A 20,559-nucleotide genomic window follows, 5' to 3' on the forward strand; every position below is an offset into this window, starting at 1 on the left:
GCGGGGGTTGTATTTGTTTTGACTCAGTTAGCGGCGATTAACCAATAACTTCGCGAATACGCGTTTTGTAGGTTTCCAGCTTCTGCGGCGTCATCATACGACGCTCATCGTCCAGCACCACGCCACCCACATCATCGGCGATACGCTGTGCGGATTGCAGCATCAGCTTAAAGTTTTGGTTCGCATCACCGTACGACGGCACCATCATAAAGATGGAGATGCCAGGCGTTGAGAAATTGCCCATCTGATCCGGATCGAATGAACCCGGTTTCACCATGTTCGCCAGGCTAAACAGGACCGGACCGCTGCCTGCTGGACTTAGGTGGCGATGGAAAATGTTCATCTCACCAAACTGGAATCCGGCCTGCAGAATGCCCTGCAACAGCGCTTCACCATTCAGTTCGCCGCCCGCGTGTGCAGCAACATGCAGCACTAATACGGCTTCTTTTTTACTGCCCGGCGCAGCAGCCGCTGGCTGTGGCGCTTCCGGTTGATGTGCGACTGGCGCTTCAGGTTCGAATTCTGGCTCTTCTGCCGCCTGGAACTCTGGCGCAGGCTGCGTTGCGGAAAGCGGCTCGTTATCCAGCAGCGGATCGGCCTGAATCGGTTGTGGGGCAGGCGCTGGCGTTGGCTTCGCCACGGGCGCTTGTGGCGCCACCGGCTTACGCACTTCAGGTTCGTCATCCAGCAACGGATCGCCCAATAACGGGTCGGCCTGACGTGATGCCGGTTGACGCACAGGTTCAGGCGCACGCGGCGCGCTCGCTGGGCGTGCAGTGAATTCGGGTTCTTCATCCGCATCACGATGACGACGTACACGGACTTCGCCGACGCCATCATCTTCTTCGCTCAGCAGATCTTCATCGGCTTCTTCGCGCTGTTTCAGACGTTTGTGCGGGCGATCACGAAACACGGAGGAGCGCTCTTTACGGCTGGTCCACAGTCCATGAAGTAGCAGCGCTATTATGGCGATCGCGCCAACAACGATTAATATCAGACGCAAATCCTGCATCATTGTATTCTCTGTTGTTCCAATACCTTGCCACCACGGCAAACTTTATCCTCTAACTGTATTTGCCCAGCTAAACAAGTGCAAGTCTGTGCAGTATTTTCTGACAAATTAGATAGCTGCCCCACGCTTTTTTGCTGTTTTTTCGCGCAAACCAGGCCTGAAGCCGACAAAAAGCCAGGTTATGATGGTCGCGCCGCTATATTTAGGAGAAAGGCTCGCTATGCCCGCAGGAAATTCGGTCTCAACTTTTAATGGTGTTCACTACTTCGCTGAAGGATGGAAACTGGTGCGCCTGCCCGGCATTCGTCGCTATGTCATCATGCCGCTACTGATCAACATCGTGCTGCTTGGCGGTGCTTTTATCTGGCTGTTTCAGCGTTTGGGGCAGTGGATCCCAGCATTAATGTCACATATCCCCGACTGGTTGCAGTGGCTGAGTTATCTGCTGTGGCCGCTATCGGTGATTTCGATTGTGTTGGTGTTCAGTTACTTCTTTTCGACGCTGGCGAACCTGATTGCAGCGCCCTTCTGTGGCTTGCTCGCCGAGCAGCTTGAAGGGCGATTGACCGGAACGCCACTGCCAGATAGTGGCTGGATGGCCATGGTTAAAGATGTACCGCGCATCATGAAACGAGAGTTACAGAAGCTCGGCTACTATTTGCCGCGTGCGCTTGGTTTGCTGTTGCTGCACTTCATCCCCGGATTTGGACAAACGGTGGCACCGGTTCTATGGTTTTTATTCAGTGCGTGGATGCTGTCCGTGCAATATTGCGATTACCCCTTTGATAACCACAAAGTGAGTTTTCAGCAGATGCGTCAGGCGCTGCGCCAGCACAAAAGCGCCAATATGCAGTTTGGTGCGCTGGTTAGCCTGTTCACTATGATCCCGATTATCAATCTGGCGATTCTGCCGGTGGCGGTATGCGGTGCAACGGCCATGTGGGTTGATCGTTATCATGCACAACATGCGCGCCGCTAAAGCTTTAAAATGCCTTATGCATTTTTGCGTAAGGCTTATGGTTGTGCGCTATATAGATATGCGATTTCTTTCCTTCCGCACATCATTAGAAAAGGTATGCTCTGAGGGTTCCCAATATTTCATACAGTTAAGGACGAGCTATGAGTAAGATCTATGAAGACAACTCTCTGACAATTGGTCATACGCCGCTGGTTCGACTGAACCGCATCGGTAACGGCCGCATTCTGGCTAAGGTCGAGTCACGCAACCCGAGCTTCAGCATCAAATGCCGTATCGGTGCCAATATGATTTGGGACGCGGAAAAACGCGGTATTTTGAAGCCGGGCGTTGAGCTGGTTGAGCCAACCAGCGGTAACACCGGTATTGCGCTGGCTTACGTTGCTGCAGCGCGCGGTTACAAGCTGACGCTGACCATGCCTGAAACCATGTCAATTGAGCGCCGCAAGCTGCTGAAAGCGTTGGGTGCTAACCTGGTGCTGACCGAAGGTCCAAAAGGCATGAAAGGTGCCATCGCGAAGGCAGAAGAGATAGTCGCCAGCGATCCGGATAAATATGTGCTGCTGCAGCAGTTCAGCAACCCCGCTAACCCGGAAATCCACGAAAAAACCACCGGCCCAGAAATCTGGGAAGATACCGATGGAGAAGTTGACGTGTTCATCGCGGGCGTGGGCACCGGCGGCACGCTGACTGGCGTGAGCCGCTACATCAAGAACACCAAAGGCAAGAAAGAGTTGATTACCGTTGCCGTTGAGCCAACCGATTCACCGGTTATCGCTCAGGCGCTGGCGGGCGAAGAGATCAAACCGGGCCCACATAAAATTCAGGGCATTGGTGCCGGCTTCATTCCTGGCAACCTTGACCTGAAATTGATTGACCGCGTAATCGCCATCACCAATGAAGAAGCTATTAGCACCGCACGTCAGCTGATGGAAGAAGAAGGCATTCTGGCGGGTATCTCTTCAGGTGCTGCCGTTGCTGCCGCGCTGAAGCTGCAAGAGGATGAAGCCTTCGCTAATAAGAACATCGTGGTGATTCTACCCTCCTCCGGCGAACGCTATTTAAGTACCGCACTGTTTGCCGATCTCTTCACTGAGAAAGAGCTGCAGCAGTGATGCTCAAAGTCTGAAACTGACGAAAAAAGCACCCGAATGGGTGCTTTTTTGTGGTGCAGATCTCACTTTTATCACCAGACAGATTGCTTTCAGTGATGCGGCTCTGGTATTTAAGCTTCCAATTATTTCGGTGCCTGAAATTAATCTGCCTTTGAAGTGGATCAAGCTGAATCGATTTACTGATTTGGCGAAACGGCGAATCACGGCATAATGAGAAGAGTGACGCATTCGTGCAGTTTTTGATCTGTCACTGTTAATGACGTACTCATTCGAGCGCATTTTGTGGTGAGCTTAAAGCCATACCAGCGCACCTACACAGGCTAAAGTTACGGCTCCAGGCTAGACTTTAGATCCATAACACCAAACCTGATAAAGTTGGGGAAATAGAATGTTCCAGCAAGAAGTTACCATTACCGCACCTAACGGCCTTCATACTCGTCCTGCAGCCCAGTTCGTTAAAGAAGCAAAGGCTTTCCAGTCAGAAATCACTGTGACTTCCAATGGCAAATCTGCCAGCGCGAAAAGCCTGTTCAAACTGCAGACTTTGGGTCTGACGCAAGGTACGGTTGTTACGCTGTCTGCCGAAGGTGAAGACGAGCAGAATGCGGTTGAGCACCTGGTCAAGCTGATGGCTGAGCTGGAGTAACCGGCTCAGTTCGCAACTAAACCGACCCCTTTGCCCCATTGAGTGCAAATATCTTGATCGCGGACAACCTGTCCGCGTTATTGCATCTTTAGAGTACTGCTCCGCGACAGTGGCGACGCATCGGGTCAATGAGCCATCGTGATTAAAAGGTAGGGTTATGATTTCAGGCATTTTAGCATCACCGGGTATCGCTTTCGGCAACGCACTTTTGCTGAAGGAAGATGAGATCGTCATTAGCCGTAAAAAAATTACTGACGATCAGGTTGAGCAGGAAGTTCAGCGCTTCCTCGATGGACGCAGCAAAGCTGCTTCACAGCTCGAAGCCATTCGCATTAAAGCCGGTGAAACCTTCGGTGAAGAGAAAGCTGCGATCTTTGAAGGTCACATCATGCTGCTCGAAGACGAAGAGCTTGAGCAGGAAATCATCGACCTCATCAAAAAAGACCACGCTACCGCTGACGCCGCCGCTCATACCGTGATTGAAGGCCAGGCTGTTGCCCTGGAAGAGTTGGATGACGAATACCTGAAAGAGCGTGCGGCTGACGTACGTGATATCGGTAAGCGACTGCTGCAGAACATTCTCGGTCTGCACATTGTTGATCTAAGCGCGATTGCTGAAGAATCTATTCTGGTGGCGAAAGATTTAACGCCGTCAGAAACCGCACAGCTGAACCTGAAAAAGGTGCTGGGCTTTATCACCGATATTGGTGGACGCACCTCTCACACCTCTATCATGGCGCGTTCACTCGAGCTACCAGCCATTGTCGGCACCGGTAACGTGACCACCACCGTGAAAAACGGTGATTTCCTGATCATTGATGGCGTTAACAACAAGATTTACGTCAACCCTTCAGAGCAGGAACTGGAAGAGCTGAAAGCGATCCAGACTCAATATCTGTCTGAGAAGCATGAACTGGCGAAACTGAAAGATCTGCCAGCGATTACGCTGGACGGCCATCAGGTTGAAGTCTGCGCTAACATCGGTACCGTGCGCGATGTCGCCGGTGCAGAGCGTAACGGCGCAGAAGGTGTTGGCCTGTATCGTACCGAGTTCCTGTTTATGGACCGCGATTCACTGCCAACCGAAGAAGAGCAGTTCCAGGCATACAAAGCGGTTGCTGAAGCGGTGGGTTCGCAGGCAGTTATCGTGCGTACCATGGACATCGGCGGCGACAAAGATCTGCCTTACATGAACCTGCCAAAAGAAGACAACCCGTTCCTCGGCTGGCGCGCAATTCGTATCGCCATGGACCGCAAAGAGATTCTGCATGCGCAGCTGCGCGCGATTCTGCGTGCTTCCTCTTTCGGTAAACTGCGCATCATGTTCCCAATGATCATTTCAGTAGAAGAAGTTCGCATTTTGAAAGGCGAGCTGGAGCTACTGAAAACGCAACTGCGTGAAGAAGGCAAATCATTTGATGAGTCCATTGAAGTGGGCATCATGGTTGAAACGCCAGCCTCCGCAGTGATTGCGCGCCATCTGGCGAAAGAAGTCGACTTCTTTAGTATTGGGACAAATGACCTGACGCAGTATACTCTGGCGGTCGATCGTGGTAATGATTTGATTTCACACCTCTATAACCCAATGACGCCGTCTGTTCTGGGCCTCATTAAGCAAGTGATCGACGCATCACATGCCGAAGGGAAATGGACCGGCATGTGTGGTGAGCTGGCTGGTGATGAACGTGCTACACTACTGTTACTGGGAATGGGGCTGGACGAATTCAGCATGAGCGCCATTTCAATCCCAAGCATCAAGAAAATCATTCGTAATACTAATTTCGAAGATGCGAAGGCATTGGCGGAGCAGGCTCTGGATCAACCAACAGCGGATGATTTGATGAATTTGGTCAACAAGTTCATTAAAGAAAAAACGCTCTGCTGATCCACGGACGCTAGCCTCAAATTACTGCTTAGGAGAAGATCATGGGTTTGTTTTCTAAACTTTTTGGCGAAAAATCAGAGAGCGCGTCAGGCACTATCGATATCGTTGCGCCTCTGTCAGGCGAAATCGTAAATATCGAAGACGTACCTGATGTGGTATTCGCTGAGAAAATCGTTGGTGACGGTATCGCAATCAAACCAACCGGCGACAAAATGGTTGCACCGGTTGATGGTACTATCGGCAAGATTTTCGAAACTAACCACGCATTTTCAATCGAGTCTGATAACGGCATCGAACTGTTTGTTCACTTCGGTATCGACACGGTTGAGCTCAAAGGTGAAGGTTTCAAACGCATCGCTGAAGAAGGCCAGAAGGTTAAGAAAGGCGACGTGGTGATCGAGTTTGATCTGGCACTGCTGGAAGAGAAAGCGAAATCCACGCTGACGCCGGTTGTAATCTCGAACATGGACGAGATTAAAGACCTGATCAAACTCTCCGGTCAGGTAACTGTGGGCGAGACTCCGGTTATCCGCATCAAGAAGTAAGCTTCGGCTGATTCGTGAGAATTGTAAAACGGCACCCAATGGGTGCCGTTTTTGTTTACTTAGCTCTGAATTCGCGAGGTGCGGTCAGGACGACCACACCAAGCCTCATTCCTGCTTCCAGCGCGGCAACCTTAACGTCAGCTCCAAACCCCCTTCCGGGCGATTTACCGCCTGCACTTCTCCGTGATGCGCCAGAATCACCTTGCGCACAATTGAAAGTCCTAAGCCGTAGCCTTTGCCCATCAGCGGAGAATTTACGCGGACAAAAGGATCGAAGATACTTGAGAGCTTCTCTTCGTCAACGCCCGGCCCTTGATCGCGCACGCTAATCGCCAGCCACTGATTCTCCGCCTGCAGGCGCACATTGATGTGCTGACCTTTATGCGAGAAACGCAGCGCATTACGCAGCACATTCTCCACGCCACGGCGAATCAGCTCTGCATTGCCGTGCACGGTGTAATCCGCATTCTCATCAACCTGAAAATCGACTTTCACGCCAGGAATTTGCGCCTCATAGCGCACATCAGTCACCACCGCATGCAGCAGGCCGGTAAGGTCGAAATACTGTTCGCCCGGCATACTCTCGTGCTCAGCACGCGAAAGCGTCAGCAGTTCGCCAATCATCTTGTCGAGGCGTCGGGCCTCCTCATCAATACGATTGAGTGAGGATTCCACAGATTCCGGCGTCTGCCGCGCTAAGCCGGTCGCCAGCTGCAAGCGTGCCAGCGGTGAACGCAGCTCGTGGGAGATATCATGCAGCAGCTCCTCACGCGCTTTCACCAGCGTATCGAGGCGCTCTACCATCGCATCAAAATCCTGCGCAACGTTTGACAGCTCGTCATGGCGTTTACGCATCACTGGATAGAGCCGCACCGATAAATCACCGCTCGAGACGCGCGCAAAACCCTCGCGCAGCTGCCGCATCGGCCGCGTCAGGTTCCACGCGAGCAGCAGGCTAAACAGCAGCCCCAATGCACCAGCGAAAGTAAACATCGGTTCTGGGATATTCAGGATGCGACGCGGGCCGCCGCCGCCCATCGAGCTATCTTCACGCAGGCCTTTAACGTCATAACGCAACTCGTACTGTTTACCATCCTGCCCTTTCACCCATCGCACAATCACATTGGGAAAAGGCCCATGAAACGGAGCGCTAAAGGTTTCCGGTGGCGCATCGCCCGGCGTGGTAACGGGTTTATCGTGCTGAATGACGGAGAAAAACTGACGATCGTTCGGCTCCCAGTCCGCCATCATGTCATCCAGCGAGCTCAGCCCGCCGCGTTCCAGTACTGAGACGGCAGAAGCCATTTGCAGATTAACGATACGGCGAATCGCGACAATCTCGGGCGGCTCATGTCGATTACCGGAGAGCGTAAAGCCCAGCCACAATAGCTGGCTGATGATGACAAACACGATCCAGAATCCGAGCAAAATCTTCCAGAACATGCGGCCGCGATAGCTGTGTTTCATCGAATGCGATAACCAATACTGCGCACAGTTTCAATGTTGACGCTGTCGGCGGTTAACGCAGCCAGCTTTTGACGGATGTTGCTGATATGCACATCAACGCTACGATCGTAAGCTTCACGCGGACGGCCAAGGCCTTTTTCCGACAGCTCATCTTTCGATACCACGCGGTCCGGCGCACGCAGCAGCAGATCCAGCAGATTGAATTCTGAAGCCGTCAGGTCAAACGCTTTGCCCTGCCATTCGGTGATACGTGTCGCGGGATTGAGGCTTAGGTCGCCCCAGCGCAGCAGCTCTTTCTTATCCGGCAGCGGAGTTTGATCTTCAAAGCGACGCAGCACGGCACGCAGGCGGGCCACCAGCTCACGCGGATAGCACGGTTTCGGCATGTAATCATCCGCACCCATTTCCAGGCCGATAACACGATCGATGTTGTCGCCTTTCGCCGTCAGCATAATCACCGGCAAGCGGCTGTTCTGGCGCACCTGACGCAGCACATCGATGCCGCTCATATCAGGCAGCATGATGTCGAGAATCATCGCGGTATAATTACCCGACAGCGCACCTTCAACACCGGCGCTTCCGGTTAAAACCAATTGCGTTTCAAAGCCTTCCGCAATCAGGTATTGGCTCAGCATGGTGCCAAGCTCTACATCATCATCAACCAGCAGGATTTTCATTTTTATCTCTCGTACAAAATTGCCGCTATTTTGTCCTGACTCCGCCGCGAGCGCAGCCGGTTTTACGCGATCCTTACAGTGCTTACGCTAGACGATTATTAGGGGAACTATAGACAAAAATGGCCCAGTCATACTTTAAAGGTATGCATAGGCCAAATTAAATGCGGGGAAAATCACTCAATGGAAAACGCCAGTGGAGAGATAGCGATCGCCACGATCGCACACAATCGCCACCACCACGCTGCCTGGCTGCGCCGTCGCAATACGCAATGCGCCCGCCACCGCGCCGCCAGAGCTAACGCCACAGAAAATCCCTTCACGCTGTGCCAGCGCGCGCATGGTCTCTTCCGCTTCGCGCTGCGCCATATCGATCACCTCATCGACCAGTTCCGGACGGAAAATGCCGGGCAGATAGGCTTCGGGCCAGCGACGTATACCAGGAATGCTGCTGCCCTCTTGCGGCTGCAGGCCAATCACCTGCACCGCAGGCGCGAACTCTTTCAGGTAACGTCCAACGCCGGTGATAGTGCCGGTGGTGCCCATGCTGGAGACAAAATGCGTCATGCGGCCAGCAGTTTGCTGCCAGATTTCCGGGCCTGTGGTGAGATAATGACCCAGCGGATTATCGGGATTGTTAAACTGATCCAGCACGCGCCCTTCGCCACGCTCGGCCATCGCCTGCGCCAAATCGCGCGCCCCTTCCATGCCCTGCTCGCGCGTTACCAGCAGCAATTCAGCACCGTAAGCACGCATCGCGTCCTGACGCTCCTGACTCATGTTATCGGGCATCAACAGGCGCAGCTTGTAGCCTTTCATCGCAGCGATCATCGCCAGCGCAATGCCGGTATTGCCGCTGGTGGCTTCAATCAAGGTATCACCCGGCTTGATATCACCGCGCAACTCCGCCTGATGAATCATCGACCAGGCCGCACGATCTTTCACGGAACCAGCTGGATTGTTGCCTTCCAGCTTTAGCCAGATCTCGCTGCCGTTGTCAGGCGTCAGGCGCTGCAACTTAATCAACGGCGTATTGCCGATGGTATTTTCCAGTGTGGTCACGGTTTGATTCCAGACGAAAGAAGTGCAAATAAAACGGGCGGGAAAGTCCCGCCCGAAGGAGTGTCAAAAATATCAGGCGCTCTCGGCAAAGGCAACCGGGCGCAGCGGCGTAGTGCCATGGTAAATTCGCGCCTGTTGCAGGCCAACGAACAGGCGTTCACCGCGAATTGGCGCATTATGATCGCCATCAAACACCACCGAGAACACGTCGCCTTGCCAGCCGCTCGGCTGCACCACCAACTGCCAGAAGTGACCACGCGGGCTGATCTCCAGCACCTGCACCGGCAAAGGCGTTTCCAGACTGCTCTGGCGTGAAATATCGATTTCCCACGGACGCAGGAACAGCTCAACTTCGCCCTGATGCGCTGGCGTGTAGCCCAGCGGCCAGCGATGTGCGGCAACATGGAACTGCGAGCCGTGCACTTCGCCTGCAAAGCGATTCACTTCACCGAGGAATTCGAGCACAAAGCGCGTCGCCGGGTCGCGCCACACGTCATCTGGTGTGCCAACCTGTTCGATGTTGCCCTGGCTCATCACCACCACGGTGTCCGCCACTTCCATCGCTTCTTCCTGGTCGTGGGTGACGAACACGCTGGTGAATTTCAACTCTTCATGCAGCTGACGCAGCCAGCGACGCAGCTCTTTACGCACCTGCGCATCAAGCGCGCCAAACGGCTCATCCAGCAACAGAATTTGCGGTTCTACCGCCAACGCACGCGCCAGCGCCACACGCTGTTTCTGTCCACCAGACAACTGCGCCGGGAAGCGGTTGCCAAGATGGGAAAGTTGTACCATCTCAAGCAGACGCGTAACGCGCTGTTTGATCTCAGCAGCACTCGGACGTTCGCGACGTGGCAGCACCGTCAGGCCAAAGGCGATGTTGTCGAACACCGTCATGTGGCGGAACAGCGCATAGTGCTGGAACACGAAGCCCACCTGACGATCGCGCGCATGGATGCGGCTGACGTCTTTGCCATTGAAATGGATTTGTCCGCTGTTCTGATGTTCCAGCCCAGCGATGATACGCAGCAGCGTTGTTTTACCGGAGCCGGACGGCCCCAGAAGCCCTACCATCTTGCCGGAAGGAATATCCAGAGAGATGTCGTTCAGAACCGACGTGCGGTCAAACGATTTGTTGATTTTTTTAATCTCAATGCTCATGATTTTCCTCCTGTAGGCGCTTCTGCTGATGCTCTAATCGCCACTGCACCACGCTTTTCAGAAACAGCGTTACAATTGCCATCAGGGTCAGCAGCGCGGCGGCGGTAAAGGCGCCCACGGTGTTGTAATCCTGATGCAGTAATTCAACCTGAAGCGGCAAAGTATAGGTTTCGCCGCGAATCGATCCCGAAACCACCGAGACCGCACCAAATTCACCAATCGCGCGCGCGTTGGTCAGCACCACACCATACATCAGCGCCCAGCGGATATTCGGCAACGTTACGCGGCGGAACATCTGCCAGCCGGATGCGCCCAACAGCACCGCCGCTTCATCTTCGTGGCTACCCTGACTCAGCATCACCGGTACCAACTCACGCACCACAAACGGACAGGTAACAAAAATGGTGGCCAGCACCATGCCCGGCCAGGAGAACATAATCTGAATATTGTGCGCATCCAGCCAGCCGCCTGCAGGACCGTTAACGCCCCAGAACAGCAGATACATCAAACCGGCAACCACCGGCGACACCGCAAACGGGATATCAAACAGCGTCAACAGCAGCTGGCGGCCTGGGAAGGTAAAGCGCGTCACCAGCCACGCCAGCAGCGTCCCGAACACCATGTTGACCGGCACGGTAATCAGCGCCACTAACAGGGTCAGCCAAATGGCGTGCAGCATGTCGCCATCTTTCAGGTTATTCAGCGAGGCAACCAAACCCTGGTTGAGCGCTTCCCAGAAGATGGAAACCATCGGCACCACCAGCAGCAGGATGGAAACCAGCGCGCCGATGCCAATCAGCAGCCACTTACCCCAGTTGATTGGCTGGCGGTCAGCGTGATTAATGTGTGAAATCTCCGCCATCAGTGGCCTCCTAAGCGACGGCCAAAGCGGCTCTGCAAGGTGTTAATCGCGAACAGCAGCAATAAGGAAGCGGCCATGATCACAGACGCGATGGCGCTCGCCGCCGGATAATCAAACTCTTGCAGACGCACGAAAATCATCAGCGAAGTCACTTCGGTTTTCCACGCGATGTTACCGGCGATAAAGATCACTGCGCCGAACTCACCGATGCTGCGGGTAAACGACAGTGCAGTACCGGCCAGCAACGCCGGTGCCACTTCTGGCAGCACCACGCGACGAAAGCTCTGCCAGCGCGTAGCTCCGAGGGTTTCCGCAGCTTCTTCATATTCCGGACCTAACTCTTCCAGCACCGGCTGCACGGTACGCACCACAAACGGGATGCTGGTAAAGGCCATCGCCACGGCAATGCCGAGCCAGGTGTAAGAGACTTTGATATCAAAATGCGCCAGCCATTGACCGTACCAGCCGTTGACCGAAAACAGGCCTGCCAGCGTTAAGCCCGCAACAGCGGTTGGCAGCGCAAACGGCAGATCCATCAAACCATCGAGCAGCGTGCGTCCCGGGAAGCGATAGCGCGTCAGAATCCACGCCATCAGCATGCCGAATACCGCATTGAACAGCGAAGCGACGCCCGCCGCCAGAATGGTGACTTTGTACGCAGCAATCAGCTGTGGATGAGTGATCACATCCCAATACTGCGTCAGCGTCATCTGTGACAGCTGCATCAGCAGCGCGCTGATCGGCAGCAGCAGAATCAGGCAGGTGAACAGTAAGCTGGTGCCGAGGCTCAATCCAAAGCCCGGCAAGACACGTTTTTGAGCAAGCGCAAACATTAACCGCGCCCCGCTGCCAGTAATTTATCCAGCTCACCGTCACTGGCGAAATGGACTTTCATCACGTTGTCCCAGCCGCCAAAGGCATCTTTGACGTTGAACAGTTCAGTCTGCGGGAAGCGATCTTTCTGCTCCGCCATCAACTGCGGATTGTTCACGCGATAGTAGTAACTGGTGATAATTTTCTGCGCTTCAGGCGTGTAGAGATAATTCAGATAGGCTTTGGCCGCGTCTGTGGTGCCGTTGTGCTCGACATTTTTGTCGACCCACGCCACCGGGAACTCCGCCAGAATATTGGTTTTCGGCACGATCACTTCGTACTGATCTTTGCCGTACTGATTACGGATGTTGTTCACTTCCGATTCAAAGCTGATCAGCACATCGCCGAGGCCGCGCTCGGCAAACGTAGTGGTAGCGCCGCGACCGCCGGTATCAAACACTTCAACGTTCTTCAGGAACTTCGCCATAAAGGCTCTGGTTTTGGCTATATCTTTGCCATCGGCCTGATCGGCTGCGCCCCACGCGGCGAGATAGGTATAACGCCCGTTACCGGACGTTTTAGGATTCGGGAAAATCAGCTTCACGTTATCGCGCGCCAGATCGGCCCAGCTGTGAATCTGCTTCGGGTTACCTTTACGCACCAGAAACGCCATGGTGGAGTAAAACGGTGAGCTGCTGTTTGGCAGACGTTGTTGCCAGTCAGCGGGAATCAGTTGGCCTTTGTCATGCAGCACCTGCACATCAGTAACCTGATTGTAGGTCACCACATCGGCGCGCAGACCTTGCAGAATTGCCAGCGCCTGCTTAGAAGAACCGGCGTGCGACTGCTTGATGGTCAGCTTGTCATTGGGATGCGCAGCGTCCCACTGCTTTTCAAAGGGTGCATTCAGGGCAACAAACAGTTCGCGCGAAACGTCGTAGGAGCTATTCAGCAACTCAGTTGCTTGCGCCGCACTGGCTAAAGCACACGACAGCGCGATACCGCCAAGCCATTTTTTCGAAATCGGAAGTGTCATGCTGCACCCTGAAAGACGGCAGTTAAGCCAATGCCATTAGATGCTGTCAGTGTATTTATAACTCAGGGGAAAGCTGTAACGGTTTTATATATCGTTTAGGGATTTCAAAGTCTAAAAAGGCATAAGACGGAGGGAGAGTTTATGCGGTGAGTGGGAATGAATTGTGCGGCGTTTTGGCCAGGTCGCCATAAATGGCGACCCAACGAAATCTCACACCGTAGGGTCGCCATTTATGGCGACCTCGCTTAATTACAACGCTGTCAGCACATCCAGCGACGGCGCAAAAAAGTAGCTACCACTCACCGGCTTAGTGAAGCGCAACATCGCGTCCATTTTGCCGTCGCGCTCGCCGAACATGCTCAGCAGCTGTTGCTCAATGTTATAGAGGCGATGACAGTAAGAGATGAAGTACAGCCCATGCGTACCGCTGGCGCTGCCGTACGGCAGGCTTTGGCGCAGAATCTTCAGCCCTTTGCCCTCTTCTTTCAGATCGACACGGCTGAGATGCGAAGTAGCAGGACGCTGATCGCCCGGCAGCTCTTCATCCGTCTCTTTGGTACGACCAATAATCGCTTCCTGCTTCTCTACTGCCATACGATTCCACAGCTTGAGGTTATGCTCCCAGCGTTGGGTAAACACATAGCTGCCGCCCGCATCCGCGCCTGCGCTGATAATCGCCACATCTTTGCGCGCTTCGCCCTGCGGGTTTTCCGTGCCATCGACGAAGCCCGACAGATCGCGGTCTTCAATCCAGCGGAAACCGTGCGTCTCTTCTTCGATATTGACGGCAGCAGCAAAGGCGCTGAGTGCGGCCTGAGCCAGCGCGAAGTTCACGTCGTGTCGTTGAGATTGAATATGGATCAGCAAATCGCGCTGCGTAGCCGGCGCAATGCCGTTGCCGAGCGGCGCAAACGCTTTGAGTTCAGGTGCGGAAGCGTTGCCTTGCAGATCGCGCCACAGCGCATCACCAAAGGCGATCACCGCGCCCAATCCGGCATCACTGAATTTGCTTTGCAGCACTTCAAGCTGCTGCAGGAAGGATTTGCTGCCCTGGCGCAGCGCGTCAAGATCACCCGTGACGCGGGCTTCGAGCCAAATGGCGAAACGGCGGTGTTCCAACAGGATCCCGCTCTGAAACTGAGACATTGAACTGCTCTCCGGCATGAAAGTTAGACGATGTTTTTTCGCCCGTATCATACCGGAAAGCCACACTCTTTGAGCGGGTGTTTAAGCAAGTTTTATCTTGTTTAACGCTGCCAGACAATCTTGCTGATTTTCCAGCTTTTCAGGGTATCGTCCGACGGCATCAAGCCTTCCGGACCATGCCATTCTCCGCTGTAGATGTAGGAGATGTGCTGGCTGCCCGGCGCACGGCACTCAACATCACGTGCATCGAGACCGGTAACCATTTTGCAGTTATTAAAGGCTTTGCTGAACTTAGCGCTGAACAGATCGCCGATCTTGCTGCCGTCCGCCGCTTTGGCATCGGCATCCTGCACTTCAATGCGTTCAACGCTGGTGCTGCCGTTAATTACCAATTTAACCTTGTCGCCATCCAGCGCCTGCCAGAAATCCACCACCTGACCATTCTGCGTGCGCATGCCCTGACGCAGTTTGTAATCGCCGTTCAGCGCTTTATTGATAGCGTCTTCCGACATCGAGGTGGTGCTCGTCAGGCCCGCAACCCCTTGCTCGGTGACCTCCAGCGATCCACCAAACCAGCCGAGCGGATTGAGCGCTGACCAGTGATAGCTCAGCGGATTGTACCAATGGCTTTCGCTATCGCTCGCGTTGCTTGAGGAACCCGAACTGGCGCAGCCGGCCAAAATCATGCTGCTAACCAGCAGTGCGTGACGAACAACTTTCATGAAAACTCCTTGATCTGCTAAGCCGATTGGCGTGCCTGTTGGAGTCGCAAACCGGCAAAAAGTTTATTCGATGTGCTGATGTTCCGGCAGAAAGCAGTCGCGCAGACGAGGTTGCGTTTGCAGCCAGAACAATGCCAGCAGGTCAAACAGCGTCAATAACAGCGGCAGCGGCGAGTCGGGAAAGGCGCCTTGCAGCAGGCTGTAACCTTGCCACAGCAGGCTGATGAGTAACGATGCGCTCAATACATGACGCCAGCTTTGCCACAGGCGCGGCCAGCGCTGACGATAGCCGGTCAGCAACAAGCCAATCGCCGCCGGAATGCCTAACGCCAGTCCCAGCCAGAAGCTTTGGCGATCGGGATAGAACAGCGCCAGCAAATCATTGCCCTGCTGACGCGATGCGCCCGCCATCACCAGCAGCAGCCAGGTGCGCGCCTGCAATAACAGGATCAGCCAGAAAAGAAACGGCAGCCGCAGCTGCCCTTTCGCATCGTACTCTTCGGGAAGGTATTTCAAAGCGACCATTAATACTCGCGATCTTCAATCAAACGCTTGCCCAGCAGCAGCGAATCCACCGGCTCGTACTCAAGCTTTTCATAGAACGCCACCACCTGATCGTTCTCTTCGCGCACCATCAAATTAATTTTTGGACAACCGCGCGCAATCAGCTTCTTCTCAAGACGATTCATCAACGCATTGGCAAAACCACGCCCCTGATAATCAGGATGCACCGCCAGATAGTAGACGGAACCGCGATGACCGTCGTAGCCGCCCATCACCGAACCGACCACTTCGCCACCCACTTCCGCAACCAGAAACAGTTCCGGGTCGTGGTTCATTTTGCGTTCGATGTCCAGCTCGGGATCGTTCCATGGGCGTAACAAATCGCAACGCTCCCAGAGCGTGATCACTTCTTCAAAATCTTCCTGGCGGAAAGAACGGATTTCCATCGACGTTACCCTGCTGTTAGGCACAATTCGCTGATTATCACGCATTCTTTGCCAGGCGCAACCCTCACGCGTGACAACGGGGCAAAAAAAGCGCGACATCGCTGTTAGTCAGTTGCAATAGAAAGTAAACACTTGAAATAGTTACGAGGTCGCCGCCTGGCAATTGTTACGCTATAACACTGGGCAGGATTTACCTGCCATGGACCCGTAAATGAAGAAGATTTCACTGCTTAAGCGCCTTACCAATCGTCGCCAACTGATACTTTCCGGTTTAGCGCTGGCGGTGTTGTCACCGCGCGCGGTACAGGCCAAAGAACAGAACAGCGATTTGCGCGTCAGTCCGCGCCATACGCCACCGAAACCCGCCAGCAACGGCAAACGCATCGTGATGATCGATCCCGGCCACGGCGGCATTGATTCCGGTGCTGTCGGCGAAGAGGGTTCAGAAGAGAAACACATCGTGCTGGCGATCGCTAACACCGTGAAGACGCTGCTGCAGTCGCATCCGCGCATCGAAGTGCGCCTGACGCGCGACAGCGACCACTTTATTCCGCTCTATCAGCGCGTTGAAATTGCCCATCAGCACGGCGCTAACCTGTTTATGTCGATTCACGCCGACGGCTACACCAGCCCGGATGCTAACGGCGCATCGGTGTTTGCCCTCTCCAATCGTGGTGCCAGCAGCGCGATGGCGCGTTACCTGTCGCAGCGTGAAAACGACGCCGACAAAGTGGGCGGCGCCGAGGTGCAGGATAAAGATCATTACCTCAACCAGATTCTGTTCGATCTGGTGCAGACCGATACCATCCGCAACAGCCTGACGCTCGGCAAGCACGTGCTGGATCAGATTCGCCCGGTGCATCATCTGCACAGTCAGCACACCGAGCAGGCCGCTTTTGCAGTGCTGAAATCGCCGTCGATTCCGTCGGTGCTGGTGGAAACCTCCTTCATTACTAATCCGCGTGAAGAGCAGTTGCTCGGCACTCAGGCGTTCCGCCAGAAAATTGCCAGCGCCATTGCCGACGGCATCGCCCGCTACTTTGATGAGGTCGATCGTCGCGAAGCATAGCCTTTATCCTGTGGTAGAATCGCGGCAAATTTCCGGAACGAGTGACTGATGAGCAATCCCGATATTTCCCGCGTCAAAGCCTTTTTGCTGGCGCTGCAAGATGATATTTGCGCCCAATTAGCGGCGGAAGATGGCAAGGCGAGCTTTGCCGAAGATGAGTGGCAGCGTCCCGGCGGCGGCGGCGGACGCAGTCGCGTCTTGCGTGATGGCGCGGTATTTGAACAAGCTGGCGTTAACTTCTCGCACGTGCACGGCGATCAAATGCCCGCTTCCGCTACCGCACATCGTCCCGAACTGGCTGGCCGCAGCTTTGAAGCGATGGGCGTGTCGCTGGTGGTGCATCCATCCAATCCTTACGTACCAACCAGTCACGCCAACGTGCGCTTCTTTATTGCGGAAAAACCGGGAGCCGATCCGGTGTGGTGGTTTGGCGGCGGTTTTGATCTCACGCCTTACTACGGCTTCGAAGAGGATGCGCTGCACTGGCATCAAACCGCACACGATCTGTGCCAGCCGTTTGGTGAAGAGGTTTATCCGCGCTACAAAAAGTGGTGCGACGATTACTTCTATCTCAAGCATCGCGACGAGCAGCGCGGCATCGGCGGCCTGTTCTATGACGATCTGAACACGCCCGATTTCGATTACTGCTTCGATTTCATGCAGGCGGTCGGTAACGGTTTCGCCAACGCCTATCTTCCGATTGTGGCCAGGCGCAAGGCGCTGCCGTGGGGCGATCGCGAGCGCCAGTTCCAGCTTTACCGTCGTGGTCGCTACGTCGAGTTTAATCTGGTGTGGGATCGCGGCACGCTGTTTGGCCTGCAAACCGGCGGCCGCACCGAATCCATTTTGATGTCGATGCCACCGCTGGTGCGCTGGGAATACGATTATCAGCCAGAAGTCGATTCCCCCGAAGCCGCGCTGTACCGCGATTTCCTGCCAGTCAAAGATTGGCTCAAATAACCCGTAAGGTCGCCATTCATGGCGACCTTTTTGATGGTTCTATAACGGTTCTGTCTGCGCCTCCACCACCGCTAACGCCACCATATTCACAATGCGTCGCACCGATGCGATGCGCGTCAACACATGCACCGGTTTGCTGATCCCCATCAGCACCGGTCCCACCGTGACACCTTCGGAGCAGGAGACGCGCAGCAGGTTATAGCTGATTCGCGCCGCTTCGACATTCGGCATAATCAGCAAATTCGCGGTGCCTTTCAGCGGGCTATCTGGCATCAGTTCGCGGCGAATGCTCTCGACCAGCGCCGCGTCACCGTGCATCTCGCCGTCAATCTCCAGATCCGGGGCGCGTTGCTGAATCAGCGCCAGCACTTCGCGCATTTTGCGCGCGCCCGGCGCATTCGAGGTGCCAAAGCTGGAGTGTGACAGCAGCGCCACACGCGGTTCAATGCCGAAGCGCCGCACCGTTTCCGCCGCCAGCAGTGTGATATCCGCCAGCTGTTCCGCGCTGGGATCTTCATTAACGTAGGTGTCGGCAATAAAGGTGTTGCCGCTCGGCAACAACAGCGCATTCATCGCGCCCGCTACCTTCACGTCCTCACGCAGCCCAAACACTTTCTCCACCACGTCGTAATGTTCCTGATAATCGCCGATGGTGCCGCAGATCAGCGCGTCAGCCTCGCCGCGATGCACCATGATTGCGCCAATCAACGTAGGATTGCCGATCACCGCGCGCTGGGCGGTTTCCGGCGTCACGCCGCGCCGTTTCATGATCTGGTAATACTCGTTCCAGTACTCTTTGAAACGCGGATCGGACTCGTTATTAACGATCTCAAAGTCTTTGCCTGCCTCGATCTTTAAACCCTGCTTTTGCAGACGCATAGCGATGACGTTCGGGCGGCCAATCAGAATCGGCTTCGCCAGGCCCAGCGTCACCAACTCTTGTGTGGCGTGCAGCACGCGCACCTCTTCGCCTTCGGCCAGCACCACGCGTTTGGGATCTTTGCGCGCCTGCGAGAAGATCGGTTTCATAAACAGATTGGTTTTGTAGACGAACTCGGTGAGCTGCTCGCGATAGGCATCAAAGTCTTCAATTGGTCGCGTGGCGACGCCCGATTCCATCGCCGCTTTGGCTACCGCTGGCGCGATCTGCACAATCAAACGCGGATCGAAAGGTTTCGGGATCAGGTATTCGGGGCCGAAACTCAGATCCTGATCGTCATATGCCGATGCCACCACATCGCTCTGTTCCGCCTGCGCCAGCGCCGCAATCGCGTGGACCGCCGCCAGCTTCATCTCTTCGTTGATCGCCGTGGCACCCACATCCAGCGCGCCACGAAAGATAAACGGGAAACACAGTACGTTGTTCACCTGATTGGGGAAATCAGAGCGGCCGGTACAGATAATCGCATCGGGCCGCACCTGTTTTGCCAGCGGCGGCATGATTTCCGGTTCGGGATTGGCCAGCGCCAGAATCAGCGGATCCTGCGCCATCTTATGCACCATCTCCGGCGTCAATGCTTTGGGGCCGGAGCAGCCGAGGAAGATATCCGCGCCGCCAATCACCTCATCTAGCGTGCGTGCGCCGCTGTCGTCTACTGCATACGCAGCTTTGGTTGGCGTCATATTCGGCTCGCGATCGCGATAGATCACGCCTTTGGAATCACACACCACAATGTTGTGCTGCTGCATGCCGAGCGCCACCAGCAGATTCAGACAGGCAATCGCCGAAGCACCCGCGCCTGAAACCACCAGCCGCACATCGCTAATGGCTTTTTTGACGATGGTTAAGCCGTTGAGCACCGCCGCAGTACAGATGATCGCCGTGCCGTGCTGATCGTCGTGGAACACCGGAATCTGCATGCGCTCACGCAACTTTTGCTCAATATAGAAGCACTCGGGCGCTTTGATATCTTCTAGGTTGATACCACCAAAAGTGGGTTCCAGCGCGGCAATCACCTCTATCAACTTGTCGGGATCGCGCTCATCGATTTCGATATCAAACACGTCAATGCCGGCAAACTTTTTAAACAGCACGCCCTTGCCTTCCATCACCGGCTTACTCGCCAGCGCGCCAATATTGCCCAATCCCAGCACCGCCGTGCCGTTGGAGATCACCGCCACCAGATTGCCGCGCGCGGTGTATTTGCGCGCCGCCAGCGGATCGGCGGCAATTTCCAGACAAGGTGCGGCTACGCCGGGCGAATAGGCCAGCGCCAGATCGCGCTGTGTGGCTAACGGTTTAGTAGGTGAAACCTGAATTTTTCCGGGCGTGGGAAATTGGTGAAAATCGAGAGCGCTTTGCTTGAGTTGATCGTCCATTAGGCATCCTTTGGCGCAGCTAAGTGAGCGTTCAGTATAGGAATGTGCGGCACAAAAGAGGGTGAAGGCGCTCAAAGAACACACAGTCTGAAAGGCACAGATTGCCACCGCTTCGCCTGCGGGATCGGCACAGCCTGCT

20 protein-coding genes are annotated in these 20,559 nt (G+C 54.7%); 7 read left to right on the plus strand and 13 right to left on the minus strand.

Features of this window, described 5'->3' with window-relative positions:
- Positions 1 to 37: 37 nt before the first annotated feature.
- A complete protein-coding gene (gene zipA, locus NR302_RS13605) occupies positions 38 to 1,015 on the minus strand; it encodes a cell division protein ZipA (protein ID WP_154155751.1) in 978 nt (325 codons plus the stop codon).
- 217 nt (positions 1,016 to 1,232) lie between these two features.
- On the opposite strand from zipA, the gene cysZ reads away from it, so the two are divergent.
- The 5 genes from cysZ to crr all read left to right on the plus strand — a co-directional run bounded on the left by cysZ (position 1,233) and on the right by crr (position 6,179).
- On the plus strand, positions 1,233 to 1,991 hold the full coding sequence (gene cysZ, locus NR302_RS13610) for a sulfate transporter CysZ (protein WP_036649317.1): 759 nt from the start codon (positions 1,233 to 1,235) through the stop codon (positions 1,989 to 1,991).
- A 140-nt stretch (positions 1,992 to 2,131) separates the two neighbouring features.
- A complete protein-coding gene (gene cysK, locus NR302_RS13615; RefSeq protein ID WP_008107790.1) occupies positions 2,132 to 3,103 on the plus strand; it encodes a cysteine synthase A in 972 nt (323 codons plus the stop codon).
- A gap of 388 nt (positions 3,104 to 3,491) precedes the next feature.
- Positions 3,492 to 3,749 carry a phosphocarrier protein Hpr gene (gene ptsH / locus NR302_RS13620; protein ID WP_008107792.1) on the plus strand — a complete coding sequence of 86 codons (258 nt, stop codon included), beginning with the start codon at positions 3,492 to 3,494 and terminating at the stop codon, positions 3,747 to 3,749.
- A 157-nt stretch (positions 3,750 to 3,906) separates the two neighbouring features.
- Positions 3,907 to 5,634 carry a phosphoenolpyruvate-protein phosphotransferase PtsI gene (gene ptsI, locus NR302_RS13625; RefSeq protein WP_154155750.1) on the plus strand — a complete coding sequence of 576 codons (1,728 nt, stop codon included), beginning with the start codon at positions 3,907 to 3,909 and terminating at the stop codon, positions 5,632 to 5,634.
- A 41-nt stretch (positions 5,635 to 5,675) separates the two neighbouring features.
- On the plus strand, positions 5,676 to 6,179 hold the full coding sequence (gene crr, locus NR302_RS13630) for a PTS glucose transporter subunit IIA (RefSeq protein ID WP_258143717.1): 504 nt from the start codon (positions 5,676 to 5,678) through the stop codon (positions 6,177 to 6,179).
- A gap of 105 nt (positions 6,180 to 6,284) precedes the next feature.
- Here the strand turns inward: crr and NR302_RS13635 are convergent, their stop codons facing one another.
- The 11 genes from NR302_RS13635 to NR302_RS13685 all read right to left on the minus strand — a co-directional run bounded on the left by NR302_RS13635 (position 6,285) and on the right by NR302_RS13685 (position 16,072).
- Positions 6,285 to 7,646, minus strand: coding sequence for an ATP-binding protein (locus tag NR302_RS13635; protein WP_258143718.1), 1,362 nt, complete (start codon positions 7,644 to 7,646; stop codon positions 6,285 to 6,287).
- Positions 7,643 to 8,323: a response regulator transcription factor gene (locus tag NR302_RS13640; protein WP_008107810.1), complete on the minus strand. Its 681-nt coding sequence runs from the start codon at positions 8,321 to 8,323 to the stop codon at positions 7,643 to 7,645. The genes NR302_RS13635 and NR302_RS13640 overlap by 4 nt, the downstream gene beginning before the upstream one ends.
- A gap of 177 nt (positions 8,324 to 8,500) precedes the next feature.
- Positions 8,501 to 9,382, minus strand: coding sequence for a cysteine synthase CysM (gene cysM, locus NR302_RS13645; RefSeq protein ID WP_258143719.1), 882 nt, complete (start codon positions 9,380 to 9,382; stop codon positions 8,501 to 8,503).
- Between the two features lie 72 nt (positions 9,383 to 9,454).
- Positions 9,455 to 10,543 (minus strand): sulfate/thiosulfate ABC transporter ATP-binding protein CysA, encoded by a 1,089-nt coding sequence (cysA, locus tag NR302_RS13650; RefSeq protein ID WP_258143720.1) that lies wholly within the window; start codon positions 10,541 to 10,543, stop codon positions 9,455 to 9,457.
- On the minus strand, positions 10,533 to 11,405 hold the full coding sequence (gene cysW / locus NR302_RS13655) for a sulfate/thiosulfate ABC transporter permease CysW (protein WP_008107814.1): 873 nt from the start codon (positions 11,403 to 11,405) through the stop codon (positions 10,533 to 10,535). Before cysW ends, cysA begins: the two co-directional genes overlap by 11 nt.
- On the minus strand, positions 11,405 to 12,238 hold the full coding sequence (gene cysT / locus NR302_RS13660; RefSeq protein ID WP_097096503.1) for a sulfate/thiosulfate ABC transporter permease CysT: 834 nt from the start codon (positions 12,236 to 12,238) through the stop codon (positions 11,405 to 11,407). The genes cysW and cysT overlap by 1 nt, the downstream gene beginning before the upstream one ends.
- Positions 12,238 to 13,254, minus strand: coding sequence for a sulfate ABC transporter substrate-binding protein (locus NR302_RS13665; protein WP_154155744.1), 1,017 nt, complete (start codon positions 13,252 to 13,254; stop codon positions 12,238 to 12,240). Before NR302_RS13665 ends, cysT begins: the two co-directional genes overlap by 1 nt.
- Before the next feature lie 249 nt (positions 13,255 to 13,503).
- Positions 13,504 to 14,400 carry a Dyp-type peroxidase gene (locus tag NR302_RS13670; protein ID WP_258143721.1) on the minus strand — a complete coding sequence of 299 codons (897 nt, stop codon included), beginning with the start codon at positions 14,398 to 14,400 and terminating at the stop codon, positions 13,504 to 13,506.
- Positions 14,401 to 14,501: 101 nt separating this feature from the next.
- Complete coding sequence (locus NR302_RS13675) at positions 14,502 to 15,122, minus strand: RpoE-regulated lipoprotein (protein WP_154155740.1); 621 nt, start codon at positions 15,120 to 15,122, stop codon at positions 14,502 to 14,504.
- A 63-nt stretch (positions 15,123 to 15,185) separates the two neighbouring features.
- A complete protein-coding gene (locus tag NR302_RS13680; protein WP_258143722.1) occupies positions 15,186 to 15,647 on the minus strand; it encodes a DUF2919 domain-containing protein in 462 nt (153 codons plus the stop codon).
- On the minus strand, positions 15,647 to 16,072 hold the full coding sequence (locus NR302_RS13685; protein ID WP_154181584.1) for a GNAT family acetyltransferase: 426 nt from the start codon (positions 16,070 to 16,072) through the stop codon (positions 15,647 to 15,649). Before NR302_RS13685 ends, NR302_RS13680 begins: the two co-directional genes overlap by 1 nt.
- Positions 16,073 to 16,283: 211 nt before the next feature.
- Here NR302_RS13685 and amiA point away from each other — a divergent pair, with 211 nt between their 5' ends.
- Positions 16,284 to 17,141: an N-acetylmuramoyl-L-alanine amidase AmiA gene (gene amiA / locus NR302_RS13690; protein WP_008107837.1), complete on the plus strand. Its 858-nt coding sequence runs from the start codon at positions 16,284 to 16,286 to the stop codon at positions 17,139 to 17,141.
- 48 nt (positions 17,142 to 17,189) lie between these two features.
- Complete coding sequence (gene hemF / locus NR302_RS13695; RefSeq protein WP_258143723.1) at positions 17,190 to 18,101, plus strand: oxygen-dependent coproporphyrinogen oxidase; 912 nt, start codon at positions 17,190 to 17,192, stop codon at positions 18,099 to 18,101.
- 39 nt (positions 18,102 to 18,140) lie between these two features.
- Here the strand turns inward: hemF and maeB are convergent, their stop codons facing one another.
- Entirely contained in the window at positions 18,141 to 20,420 is a 2,280-nt protein-coding gene (gene maeB / locus NR302_RS13700; protein WP_258143724.1) for an NADP-dependent oxaloacetate-decarboxylating malate dehydrogenase, read from the minus strand.
- Positions 20,421 to 20,559 lie beyond the last annotated feature (139 nt).

Origin of the sequence: Pantoea sp. SOD02 (assembly GCF_024707505.1) — a bacterium.
Classification (GTDB): domain Bacteria; phylum Pseudomonadota; class Gammaproteobacteria; order Enterobacterales; family Enterobacteriaceae; genus Pantoea; species Pantoea symbiotica.